The organism is Ferrovibrio sp. (genome assembly GCF_017994015.1).
In the GTDB taxonomy this organism is placed as follows: Bacteria; Pseudomonadota; Alphaproteobacteria; order Ferrovibrionales; family Ferrovibrionaceae; genus Ferrovibrio.
Genome location: NZ_JAGOLP010000084.1, coordinates 1 through 11,420, shown reverse-complemented (window position 1 = coordinate 11,420; position 11,420 = coordinate 1). Strand labels below are relative to the sequence as shown.

Annotated in this window: 11 protein-coding genes, 1 tRNA gene and 1 pseudogene; 7 read left to right on the top strand and 6 right to left on the bottom strand. The window is 63.0% G+C overall.

From position 1 onward, the window contains the following. Positions 1-439: pseudogene (locus KBB36_RS19700) on the bottom strand (hypothetical protein); the annotation flags it as partial. Between the two features lie 170 nt (positions 440-609). Here KBB36_RS19700 and KBB36_RS19695 point away from each other — a divergent pair. Continuing rightward, positions 610-1,092, top strand: a complete 483-nt coding sequence (locus tag KBB36_RS19695) for a response regulator (RefSeq protein WP_290985174.1) — start codon at positions 610-612, stop codon at positions 1,090-1,092. A 5-nt stretch (positions 1,093-1,097) separates the two neighbouring features. Here the strand turns inward: KBB36_RS19695 and KBB36_RS19690 are convergent, their stop codons facing one another. After that, complete coding sequence (locus KBB36_RS19690) at positions 1,098-2,033, bottom strand: hypothetical protein (protein WP_290985171.1); 936 nt, start codon at positions 2,031-2,033, stop codon at positions 1,098-1,100. A 24-nt stretch (positions 2,034-2,057) separates the two neighbouring features. On the opposite strand from KBB36_RS19690, the gene KBB36_RS19685 reads away from it, so the two are divergent. From KBB36_RS19685 to KBB36_RS19675, 3 genes are read left to right on the top strand one after another with little or no spacing between them, the layout of a single operon-like run. Beyond that, positions 2,058-2,270, top strand: a complete 213-nt coding sequence (locus KBB36_RS19685; RefSeq protein WP_366933247.1) for a DUF2256 domain-containing protein — start codon at positions 2,058-2,060, stop codon at positions 2,268-2,270. Continuing rightward, the gene (locus tag KBB36_RS19680) at positions 2,267-3,799 is read left to right on the top strand and encodes a cryptochrome/photolyase family protein (protein WP_290985168.1); all 1,533 of its coding nucleotides are present in this window, start codon (positions 2,267-2,269) and stop codon (positions 3,797-3,799) included. Before KBB36_RS19685 ends, KBB36_RS19680 begins: the two co-directional genes overlap by 4 nt. Before the next feature lie 41 nt (positions 3,800-3,840). Continuing rightward, entirely contained in the window at positions 3,841-5,496 is a 1,656-nt protein-coding gene (locus KBB36_RS19675) for an adenylate/guanylate cyclase domain-containing protein (protein WP_290985165.1), read from the top strand. Between the two features lie 3 nt (positions 5,497-5,499). Here the strand turns inward: KBB36_RS19675 and KBB36_RS19670 are convergent, their stop codons facing one another. After that, positions 5,500-5,775, bottom strand: a complete 276-nt coding sequence (locus KBB36_RS19670) for a hypothetical protein (RefSeq protein ID WP_290985162.1) — start codon at positions 5,773-5,775, stop codon at positions 5,500-5,502. 127 nt (positions 5,776-5,902) lie between these two features. After that, complete coding sequence (locus tag KBB36_RS19665; RefSeq protein ID WP_290985159.1) at positions 5,903-7,066, bottom strand: FecR domain-containing protein; 1,164 nt, start codon at positions 7,064-7,066, stop codon at positions 5,903-5,905. A gap of 258 nt (positions 7,067-7,324) precedes the next feature. Between KBB36_RS19665 and KBB36_RS19660 the strand changes: the two genes are divergently transcribed. Next, on the top strand, positions 7,325-7,663 hold the full coding sequence (locus tag KBB36_RS19660; RefSeq protein ID WP_290985156.1) for a hypothetical protein: 339 nt from the start codon (positions 7,325-7,327) through the stop codon (positions 7,661-7,663). A gap of 172 nt (positions 7,664-7,835) precedes the next feature. On the opposite strand, the gene KBB36_RS19655 is transcribed toward KBB36_RS19660, so the two are convergent. Then, positions 7,836-7,911: transfer RNA gene (locus KBB36_RS19655), tRNA-Glu, on the bottom strand. 338 nt (positions 7,912-8,249) lie between these two features. On the opposite strand from KBB36_RS19655, the gene KBB36_RS19650 reads away from it, so the two are divergent. Then, positions 8,250-9,092 carry an autotransporter outer membrane beta-barrel domain-containing protein gene (locus tag KBB36_RS19650; protein ID WP_290985153.1) on the top strand — a complete coding sequence of 281 codons (843 nt, stop codon included), beginning with the start codon at positions 8,250-8,252 and terminating at the stop codon, positions 9,090-9,092. 11 nt (positions 9,093-9,103) lie between these two features. Beyond that, positions 9,104-9,772 carry a hypothetical protein gene (locus tag KBB36_RS19645; RefSeq protein ID WP_290985150.1) on the top strand — a complete coding sequence of 223 codons (669 nt, stop codon included), beginning with the start codon at positions 9,104-9,106 and terminating at the stop codon, positions 9,770-9,772. Positions 9,773-9,841: 69 nt separating this feature from the next. On the opposite strand, the gene recJ is transcribed toward KBB36_RS19645, so the two are convergent. Then, positions 9,842-11,420 (bottom strand): single-stranded-DNA-specific exonuclease RecJ (recJ, locus tag KBB36_RS19640; protein WP_290985147.1); only part of this gene is annotated, 1,579 nt, incomplete at its 5' end.

Genomic DNA, 11,420 nt, shown 5'->3' with positions numbered 1-11,420 from the left:
GATCAGCATAGAACGGGTCCCAGCTTTCCCCCTCCTCGCCCACCACGCCCAATTCCTCGGCCACCAGCGCTGCCGCCTCGGTGAATTCGGCCACCTGATCGCCGAATAACGAGCGGATGAAAAAGAAGAAATTGCCGATCAGGCGACGATCCAGCCGGCCTTGCTCAAAATGCGCTTGCAGCGGATGCACCACCAGGCGGCCAAAGGCATTGGTGCGGGCATAGCGGCGCTTTTCCTCTTCCACCAACCGCATCAACTGTTCATAGGAGGCGCGGTAGAAATGATCGAGGTCAGTGGATTCCTTGGTGCCGTCAACAATACGTTGCAGATCGGCCATATTGACCGGCTTGCCGCCGAAACGCTCGCCAACCGCCTGCAAAAGCGCGTCCAGCACCATATTGGAAGTTCGGCGCAAATAGTCAGGGCCGCTATTGAACATGCAGATTGCCCATATGGGGAATGATTCGCTTGATAGGCGAGCATAGAAAGCCGTTCGTAAAGAAGCGAGGCAAATCTTGCTTTTATCGCCAAGCTCTTACACACTCAGGAATTGATCCAGCCCCAGATCAATCCTGGCCAATCCTGGCCTAAACGGAAGCCACGCCCGTTGTGAACAGCCGCCTGCCTTTTGACAACAGCAATACCCGCCTGCCGGTCGACCTGCGGGTGCGGCGCATCATGGTGATCGACGACGACAACCTGTCGCGCCAGATTGCCAAGCGCCTGCTGGAGCAGTTCCATTTTAATGCCGTGCTGGAAGCCACCAATGGCGAAGAAGCCCTGGGATTGCTGAAAAGCCTGGATGTGCCGGTCGATCTGCTGCTGGTAGACCTAATCATGCCGATCATGGACGGCTTCGATTTCATCGAGCGGGTGCGCAGCGGCGAGCGCGGCATCAATCCGGATATTCCGATCATCGTGATGTCTGGCCGCACCGACCCGGACAGCCTGCAACGGGTGCGCAAATTGCGCGTCAACGGCTTTGTCGCCAAGCCGCCGCAGGCGCGCAATTTCTTCGAGCGCATCATGGCCGCCCTGCAAAGCGCCAAACCGGCCAAGCCGAGCAACGATCCGCCGATCCGCAAACTCTGAAAGCCTCAGGGCTGCTTTGCCACACAATTGCGTGCCACGCCCAGCACCGGCTTGACGCTGAACGGCTGCGCCGCATCACGGCCAACCTGGATCACCAGGGCATCCACCACACTATCGCCCGGCACTTGCACACGCAGCATATTGGGGATGCGCGCCGCATCGACGCCAAAGCCGGGCGGATTGGGCTGAATCACACAATCATGGCTGTCGCCATGCACCAGCAGCACCGGCTTGGCGAAGCGCCGCGTCTCTTCCTCCAGCAGCTTCATCAGCGGCACCATGCCGTCGCGTGAACCTTTGCCGTTGTCGATCGTGTACCAGAGATCGGCTTGCAGGAAGATGGCGATGGCGCGGTCATTGTCTGCCTCGGCAAACTGCCGCCGCAGCCAACTCAGATTGGCATCGTTGCGGGCGGCATATTCTTCCGGATCGCCACGCATGTTGTTGAAACTGCCCACCACATGCAGCGTGGCAAAGCGGATGCCGTCATGCTGCCAGGCCTGGTTTTCAGGATAGGCGGCGGATTGGCGCAGCAGCGGCATCGGCTTGGCGCCCAGGCTGTCCGGGCGCTGGAAAAACATGCGGCGCAGCAGTTTCAGTTCCTCGCGCGGATCACTCGGCGGCCGGGCGCGATGGCAATCGGTCCATTCATTGTCGCCCGGGGTGTAGATCAGCGGCGCCTGGAAACTGTTGAACCAGCCCAGTACACGCTTGTTCCAGGCTTCGCCGCAGGCCGCCGCACTATTCTTGGTATCGCCGACATGCACGGTGAAACGTGGCTGAACGCCATTGATGGCATCAATCAGCATTTCCATATCCGGGATATCCTGATCGCGATACGGCATGTCGCCCAAAGCCACAAACCGCCAGTTGCCAGCTTGGGCCTGCGCCGCAACCGGCAGCCAGATAATCAAGGCCAGCAGCATGGTAAAAATCCGCATCAAGCCCTCCCCCGCATTTTGGTGATGCAAATCATAGCCAGCCTACCCTGGCCGGCAAGGCAGTGCGGGTTATCTTTGCGTGACATGCACCGCAAACCACATCTGCCCCAAAAAATCTGCCAAAGCTGCCAGCGGCCATTTGCCTGGCGCCGTAAATGGGCGCGGCACTGGGACGAAGTGCTGTATTGCTCGGATGCCTGCCGGCGCCGCAAAAACTGGAAAGAAAAATCTGCATGAAGCCGGCAACATTGCGCCTGGTGCTGGGCGACCAGTTGAACCCGCATCTGACCAGCCTGCAAGACGCCGTGCCGGGGCAGGACCATATCCTGATGGCCGAGGTGATGAGCGAGGCCAGCTATGTGCTGCATCACAAGCAGAAACTGGTGCTGATCTTCGCCGCCATGCGGCATTTTGCCGAGGAACTGCGCCAGCGTGGCTTCACGGTGTTTTACACCCGGCTGGACGACCCGGCCAATGCCGGCAGCCTGCTGGCCGAAGCACAACGGCATGCCGATCTGCTGGAACCGCAAAAACTGATCCTCACCGAGCCGGCGGAATGGCGGCTGGATCAGGAGATGCGCGGTTGGGAAAAACGCCTTGGCCGGCCGGTGGAAATCAGGCCCGACCGGCGCTTCCTGTGCAGCCGGGCATCCTTTGCCGCCTGGGCCGAAGGCAAGCAGCAATGGCGCATGGAATATTTTTATCGCGCCATGCGCCGGCGCCACGGCGTGCTGCTGGATGCGGCCGGCGAGCCAGAGGGCGGGCGCTGGAATTTTGATGCCGAAAACCGCAAGCCGCTGCCAGCCGGCCTGGCTATTCCGCCCCGCCCTGCACCGCCGATCGATGCCATCACAGCCGACGTGATCGCCATGGTGCAACAGCGTTTTGCCCACCATCCTGGCGCCATCGCGCCCTTCCGCTGGCCGGTGACGCGCCACGACGCAGAAGCTGCCTTGCAATGGTTTCTGCACCATGCCCTGCCCCGCTTCGGCGATTATCAGGATGCGATGGCAAAAGGCCAGCCGCTGCTGTTTCACAGCCTGCTTTCCACCAGTATCAATATCGGCCTGCTGGACGCACATGCCGTGATCCGCGCCGCCGAGGCGGAATATTTTGCTGGCCGCGTGCCGCTGAATGCCGCCGAGGGTTTTATCCGCCAGATACTCGGCTGGCGCGAATACGTGCACGGGCTTTACTGGCTGCTGATGCCGGATTATGGCGACAGCAATTTCCTTGCCGCGCACCGCCCGCTGCCGGAATTCTTCTGGACCGGCCAAACCGACATGCAATGTCTGGCCGAAGCCATCGGCGACACCCTGCGCCAAGCCTATGCTCATCATATCCAGCGCCTGATGGTGATCGGCAATTTCGCCCTGTTAGCCGGCCTGGCGCCAAAAGCCGTGCAGCAATGGTATCTGGCGATTTATGCCGATGCCTTTGAATGGGTGGAATTGCCCAACACCCATGGCATGGCGCTGTTTGCCGATGGCGGCCGCATGGCTTCCAAGCCTTATGCCGCTTCGGGCAAATACATCCAGCGCCAGTCGGATTACTGCCGCCATTGCCGCTATGATCCCGGCCAGTCCAGCGGCCCGCGCGCCTGCCCGTTCAATGCGTTGTATTGGGATTTCCTGGCCCGCAACACTGAGCAACTGCAAAACAATCAGCGCCTGGCTATGCCGTATCGCACCTGGAACCGCTTCACGCCGGCGCGCCAGGCCGCCCTGCGCGCCCAGGCCGAGCTTTTCCTGGCCCCCCTATCCTAAGCGGATTGAGAAGCGGCAGCGCAACCGATACAATCCACGCCATGAGCGAACCGGTCTACGATGTCTATGTTTTCGTCGATTACCGCTGGCAACTGGTGAAACAGTTCCAGGGCCGCAAGCGTGAGGCCGCCATTGAGTATGGCGAGCATATGTATCGCGAGAAGCATGTGCTGGCTTTCCGGGTGATCGAGGAAACCCTGGATCAGACCGGCGATATCCGCGAGCGCAAGATCATCAGCCGCAAGAAGGTGGATACGCTGCCCAAGGCCGCGCCGGGCCGGCCAGCGGCAGCGCGCAGCCTGCCAGGCGCCCAGGCCCGGCCGCAGGCTACGGCCACCAAGGCCTCGCCCGCCGGCCAAGTAACCGGCAGCCCTGAGCCGGCCCAGCTTTCATCACGCGGCCGCCAGGCCATCTTCATGCTGCTGGCCGCCCTGGTGGTAGGCGCCATCGCCATCCTGATGGTGGGCTTGAAGGCAGCCGGTGCGCTCAGTGCCATCTCGACCACTGCGATCACCGGCATGGGCGCCGCTTTTGTGCTCACCGCCGCCATTGGCCTGGGCATGCTGGCCACGGCACCCGACGAGCGCGGCTTCCTGATGCGCCAGCTTTTCAATTTCCTGAGTGAGAAGGATGCCCAGCCGGCAAGTACGGCAGCGCCGCCGCTCGTTGCCGCCGCACCACCGCCGCCACCACCCAAGGAAGAACTCAAGCCGCTGGCGCTTGAGCCGGCGCCGGATGCCATGGTGCAGCTTGATCCCGATGATCCGGACAGCAAGGTGGAGCCTGAGCGGCATCGCGGCCTGCTGGCCGTGGTGCAGGGTTTTGTCACCCTGGCGCGGGCCTGGATCGGCCGGCTGCTGAGCCAGCCCGGCGCCGCCGAGCAGAACCAGATCACGCCGCATATGCGCTTCGGCCTGCATCTTTTCATGGCCGGGCTCTGTGAGCAGTCCGGCAAGCTGAAACAATGGGGCGAGCATGAGTTGCGCTTCGTGCTGGCCGAAAGCCTGATCCAGGTGTTTGACGACGAGCGCAGCGCGCGCCGCTTTGCCGGCAATTATCAGGAATATCTTGCCGAGCCGCGCTACATGGAAATGTATCAGGCCGGCCTGACCTGGGATGGCAAACTGGCCGATGGCATGCCGGCCGGCACCGCCCTGATTGATCGCTGGGTCAGCAAAAGCGATGGCCGCCCGGTGGAGCATATCTCGGTGATGTTCACCGATATTATCGGCTCGACCGAATTCACCCAGATCCATGGCGACAAGCTGCAAATGGAGCTGGTGCAGGCGCATGACCGCATCGTGCGCCAGGCGGTGGAGGATCATAACGGGCGCTGGATCAAACATACCGGCGATGGCGCCATGCTGGCCTTTGATCGCCCGTTGCAGGCGGTGCGCGCCGCCGTGCAAATCCAGAGCGAAGTGCGGGTGCATAACGAAATCATGCCGGCCCTGCCGCTCAAGCTGCGTATCGGCGTCAGCGCCGGCCAGCCGATCAAGGCCGGCGACGACCTGTTTGGCTCCACCGTGCAGCTATCGGCGCGGGTCTGCGCCCTGGCCGAAGCCGGACAGATTGTGGTGGCCGATGCGGTCAACCAGGCCTGCAACGGCACCGGCTTCGCGTTTCTTTCGCTCGGCATGCGCAGCCTCAAGGGCTTCCCCGAGCCGCAAGCGGTTTACGCCGTCAATATGGGGTGAGTGTCAGCGTTGCGCCGGCTTGCCGCCGCGCGCTTCCATTGATTGGATAAGCTGTTCGCAGCGCACTTCGATATCATAGGCGGTCTGCCGGCTGAAACCGCTTTGCAGATTGCGCAGGCCATCATTGATGCAGTCATTGCGGCTCGGAATCTGCACTGGCGCCGTAGCAGTATTCTTGCTGCCGCCGATCATCTGCATGCCGAAAAAACCCGCCACGGCGATCACCACAAGGGCCGCCACGCCGATCAAAGCTGCACGCTGAAGTTCTGAAAGTTGCATCGCCGAATCGTCTGAGAGGATGTGGTTTTTTGGCGATTGTTCCGACCATCCAGAGTCGAGTCAAGCGAGTCATTATTAGTCAGATTCAACTGTAACGTATTCGATGAATATTCACGGCAGCAGGCTTTTATCCACTGACAAAAATCCCGCCAGCCACATAAGCCGGGAACATCTCAACATCGAGATTGAACACAGCTTCCGGCGCCAGGCCATGCCTGATCTGCTGCAATGGCACCAGGCTGCCATCTTCGGCACGCAGCCAATCGCCGGGCTGGAGCAGGCCGGCGCGGCGCCAGCCGGTATCGGTCAGCACCGGATGATCGCCGGTGAGGCGCAGGTCACGCCCGGCAATCCGCAGCGCCACAAGCTGTGCTGCAGCCGGCTTGCTGCGCAATTCTTCGCTGCCATGGCGTTGCACGCCGCGCACCCGGCGCCAGGCGGCATGGCCTTCCTCGCCCAGGCCCAGCACCCATTCGCCCGGCAACACCGCGTCGATACGGCGCGGGCCGGTGCTGGTTGCCACCAGCGTATCGCCGGTGAAACACAGGGTCTTGAATTGTGGTGGCGGCGCCGGCACCGGCGTTGGCGGCGGCACAAAAACCGGTGGTGGCAGGCTGGGCATCGGGGATTGATTGAAGCGTGGCCCGCTGCTGCCGATCTGGCTGTTCAGACTGTCGCTGCCCATGAAGCCGGCGCCGCTCTCGTCGGGTGGCGCCGCTTCCAGGTTGGGCGGTGCGCCGGAATCATCCACGCTGCCGCGCTGACCGGGCGCCACCGCCAGCACCGCGCCGCCAACCAGCGGCTCGATGGTGACACTGCCTTCAAACACCGTCACCTGCGTGGCACCATTGGCCGTTACACGCACCAGAAAATCGGTGCCGCGCACCCCGATCAGCGCCGTGGGTGTGCGCACCGCAATGCCGGCCTTCGGCATGCTGCCGCTGATGAAGCGGAAGGCGCCGCGGCTCAGATTAAGCGCCATATCGCCGCTGCCGCGCCCGCCATCGAATACGTAGCGATCCAGCGTCACGATGCTATCCGGGCCGATGCGGAACACGGTCTGGTCAATGAAGCGCAGGCCCACAGCGGCGTCGCGCGCCGTCTCGATGGCCTCGTTGCTCACCACCTGGCGGGCCACCGCCACCCGCGCCCGCGCCGCACTGGGCGCTGTGGCAAAGGCTTCCGACCGCACCTCTTCCACGGCGCCGATATTCTGCGCCCGCACCGCGCCGGGCTGAAAAACCCAGAGCAGCAGCATTATAGCGACAATGATCGGAAGAACATGGCGCATGGCGGCAGTATGGCCCAGCCTGGCCCGGCGGCAAGGCGAAAACAGCATGCAGCGCCAGCTTACTATCGGACGGCAACTTGCCGCGCCCTTATACCCGCAGGCGCCGCAATCGGCCGCCGGGCCGCACATCGCCGGGCTGCACCCTGCATGCCTTGCACGGCCCTCGCCCTGCGGGTAATGATTCAATTACCGTATGCAGTCGGCCGTATGGGGTCGGCGCCAAAATCGGCAGTAGCAACACCATCTGGGGGATGCGTAATGGCTTACACAGAAATCGATACTGACAGCTTGTTCGCTCGCATGTTCGGCGCCGCGCGCGAGGAAGCGCGCAGCAGCTGGAACGATATCCGCGGCATCCTCAAGGTGGAATTGAAGGGCACGGCGCGCCAGATCAAGGAACTCGGCAAGGGCGTGGCGCTTGGCGATCTGCCGCAGGACCAGGCCCGCCTGGTGGTGCGCCTGACCCGCGCCCATATCGCTACCGTGCTGGCCTCGGCCACCGCCCTCACCATCACCAGCGCCGATCTGGCTGTCGGCGCCGCGCTCGACGCAATCCGCGAAGAAGTCAACGGCGCCCTCGGCTTCTACCTGCTCTGATCAGCCGCCCGCCGCGCCGGCCCGCAACTGGGGCCTGGCGCGGCTTTTGGCTGCCCGATTCTGCCGGGCCGGGCTGGTATCGCCGCCCTAGATTGCCAACCAAAGAAAATATTGGCATCCGGTTAGCACATCTGGTGCACTGCGGATATATGACCATTTATCGAATGGAAAGTGGCGACCCCTACGGGATTCGAACCCGTGTACCTACCGTGAAAGGGTAGTGTCCTAGGCCTCTAGACGAAGGGGCCGGTATGCCCAGGCATGCTGGGCGGCCGGTGAGGCGGGGCAGGATGTAGCCCGGTTTGGCCGGCAAATCAAGCGGCTTAGGCCGGCTTCCGGCATAAAAGCAGCGGCGGGCCGATCGAGCGCGCAATCCAACACATTTTTCGTTTCCCATGACCAAGCACCCGCGCCGCATGGCCTGGCGGCGGCAATTTCCCTCACCCAAGGGTTGCGCAACCAAGAGGCTACCATTTACGCTAGGTTCAGATGTCTCCTGGCCCTGCCGATTCACTGCTGTGGGGCATATAACCGGCGCTTACTGCGTAATTTTCGCCAATCTTGTGGATGTGTGATGCAAAGCAGAATGCTTTTGGCCCTTATAGTGGCCGCCAGCCTGGCTACGGGCTTTGTCGGCGCCGCCAAGGCCCAGGATATGCGCAAAAACCCCTTTGCCCCACCGCCGCCGAAATGGACTGCCACCACCGGCCTACAGGCCAGCCAGGGCAAGTCCACCCAGCGCAGCAGCCCGTCGAAAACCGAGTCGCTATCGGGCAGCCTGTCGCTGATGTATCAGCTGGATGACGAAACCTTCCTGGGCGGCAACCTGGCCTACACAAATAGCGAGATCAAGGCCGGCTTCGATAGCGGGCGCGGCGATAGCGATGCCTATGCCGGCGGCCTGTTCGGCATGCGCATGCTGGCCCCCACCCTGCTGGTTGATGGCGCGCTGGGTTATGGCAGCGTGGCGCTGGATAACCGCTACAATAACGGCGCGGCGGTTCGATATGCTGCCGACACCATCTTCTGGTCGGCCAGCATCGGCCTGACCAAACTGTTCCTGCTGTCGCCCACACTCACCGGCAGCCTGTCGGCGCGCTACACCCTGGTCAACAGCCGCACCGATGACTACACCGACAGCGCCGGCAATCGCAGCAATGCCAAGACAACCGATCTGAGCTACATCAGCCCGGGCGGCGGCCTGAATTGGCGCCTTGGCAAATGGGAACCCTATGTCAACGCCGCCTGGAACCTGGCGAACCGGGATTTCACCGATGGCGTCAACGACAACAATTATTTCTCTGTCGGCTTTGGCACCAATTATGTGCTGACCGACAGGACAACTCTGAGCGCCGGTTTCAACGGTGTGCTGGGCAAGGCGGAAGCGCAGGATCGCTCCGTGATGATCAGCGTCATATCCAAATTCTGAGAGTGGAGAGCATGATGACCTATCCCGGCAAATCCCTCCTGTTGTCGCTGGCCCTGCTGGCGGCTGTGTTGCTGGCACCCGGCAACGAAGCCCGCGCCTATTGCCCGCCGCCCTGCCCGGGCGCCGGCACCAGCGCGGCGGTGACGGCAGCGCAAAGCGGGGTGCAGAATCTGGTGCAGCGTATCACCAGCGGCCAGCTCAGCATCGAGCAGGCGCGCAGCATGGCCAATGAGATGGAGAAAACCACGGGCCAATCCGTGGCGGCGCAGCAATTGCGCGACGCAGCGGAAGCCTGCGAGAAATCCGGCAATTGCGTGGCGCCGGCAGCCAGCAGCAGCACTGCACCGGCAGCGCTGATCGCCGTGCCGGTGCCAGCGTCCAACCTCAACAAGCCGGGCGCGCTTTATCTGGCCATCATCACTAATGGCAGCGTATTTTTTGTGGATAGCGCCGGCAAGGTCACGCCTTATGAACCCGGCAAGACCCCGCCGGCCACTTATACCGGTTCGCTTGCTCCTGACAATTTGCAGATGAGCGATCTGAGCGACAGCATGAAGGAAAATCTGCCGAAAGGTGCGCAGGTGATCGCCGGCTATGGCCTTGGTGTACCGGGGCTTTCCGATCCGTTCGACAACATGATCAAAAATGCCAGTTATAACGTGACCTACACCAAGCCGTAATCGCAGCATTTTCTTGCCGCAAAAGGGCGCCGATGGTCACGGCGCCCTTTTTCATATCGGGCCAAAAGGTCACGCGACGTAGGCGGCATCCTCCACCACCAACTGGATGCGGCGCTCGCCGCGCCAGTAATCGGCGCGCAGATGGCCGGCAAGATGCAGCGGCCGGCCGGTGGCGCGGGCTGCAAGCAAAGCCTCGCCCAGCGCGCCGCCACCGGCTTTGTTGTGGCCGCCGGCACCGGCGCCATCCATGGCGCGGAAGGCTATGCCGCGCAGGCGTGGCCCCTGCCCGTCATCGCCGGTGATCAGCAGGCGCACATGGCGCTCGCCCACCACATCGGCCTGCATCAGCCGCGCATTGGCGATGGCAAAACGCGGCTCGGCATTGCCTGAACCATAGGGGCCAAGCAGTTCCAGCTTTTCGTAAAGCTCCACCGAGGCGCCGCCGACACTGAGCGCGCCATCCAGCCCCAGGCTGGCATCGGCACCGGCCCGCGCCACTTGCGGCGCCAGCCTTTCGGCCAGGAAATCCTGCAACGCGGCAATGCCGCCGGCCGCCACGGTGAGGCCCGCCGCCATGGCATGGCCGCCGCCATTCACTAGCAAACCTGCCTGTTTGGCCGCCACCACCGCGCCGCCCAGATCAACCCCCGGCACCGAGCGGCCCGAGCCCTTGGCCAGCCCCTGCTCGTCCAGCGCCAGCACAAAACTGGGCCGGCCGGCCGCCTCGCGGATGCGGGCGGCCACAATGCCAATCACGCCGGGATGCCAACCTTCGCCGGCCACCAGCGCCAGCGGCGCGTCTTCCGGAATCTGCTCCAGCGCCAGCATGGCTTCGGCCAGCACCTGCTGTTCGATCTCCTGACGCTCCTTGTTGAGCCGATCCAGTTCACGCGCCAGGTCGGCCGCTTCGCGCGTATCGTTGCAGGCCAGCAAGCGCGTGCCGAGATCGGACAGACCCACCCGTCCGCCGGCATTGACGCGCGGCCCGAGCAAAAAGCCAAGATGATAGGCGCCGGGCGGCTCGTTCAGCCCGGCCACGTCGGCCAGGGCGGCCAGGCCGATATTGGCGCGGCCACGCAACACCTTGATACCCTGCGCCACCAGGGCGCGGTTGAGGCCGGTGAGCGGCACCACATCGCAGACCGTGCCAAGCGCCACCAGATCAAGCCAGCCGAGCAGATCCGGCTCGGCGGCGCCCTCATAATAGCCGCGCTGGCGCAAGGCGCGGTTCAGCGCCACCAGCAGCAGGAAAGCCACACCTACGGCGGCAAGCTGGCCAAAGCCCGGCGCTTCATCCAGGCGATTGGGATTAACCACCGCCAAAGCCTCGGGCAACATCGGCTCGGCCAGGTGATGATCCACCACGATCACGCCCAGGCCGAGTTTTTTCGCCTCGGCCAAAGCTTCGAAGGCCAGCGTGCCGCAATCCACCGTCACCACGATGCGCACGCCCTCGGCGGCCAGCTTGCGCATGGCGGCGATATTGGGGCCGTAGCCCTCTTTCTGGCGATCCGGGATATAAACCCGCAAGGGCTGGCCGATGGCGCTGAAAAACCGCTTCAGCAAGGCCGAGGAGGTAGCGCCATCCACGTCATAATCGCCAAACACGGCGATACGCTCACCCTGCGCAATAGCTTCGGCCAGCCGC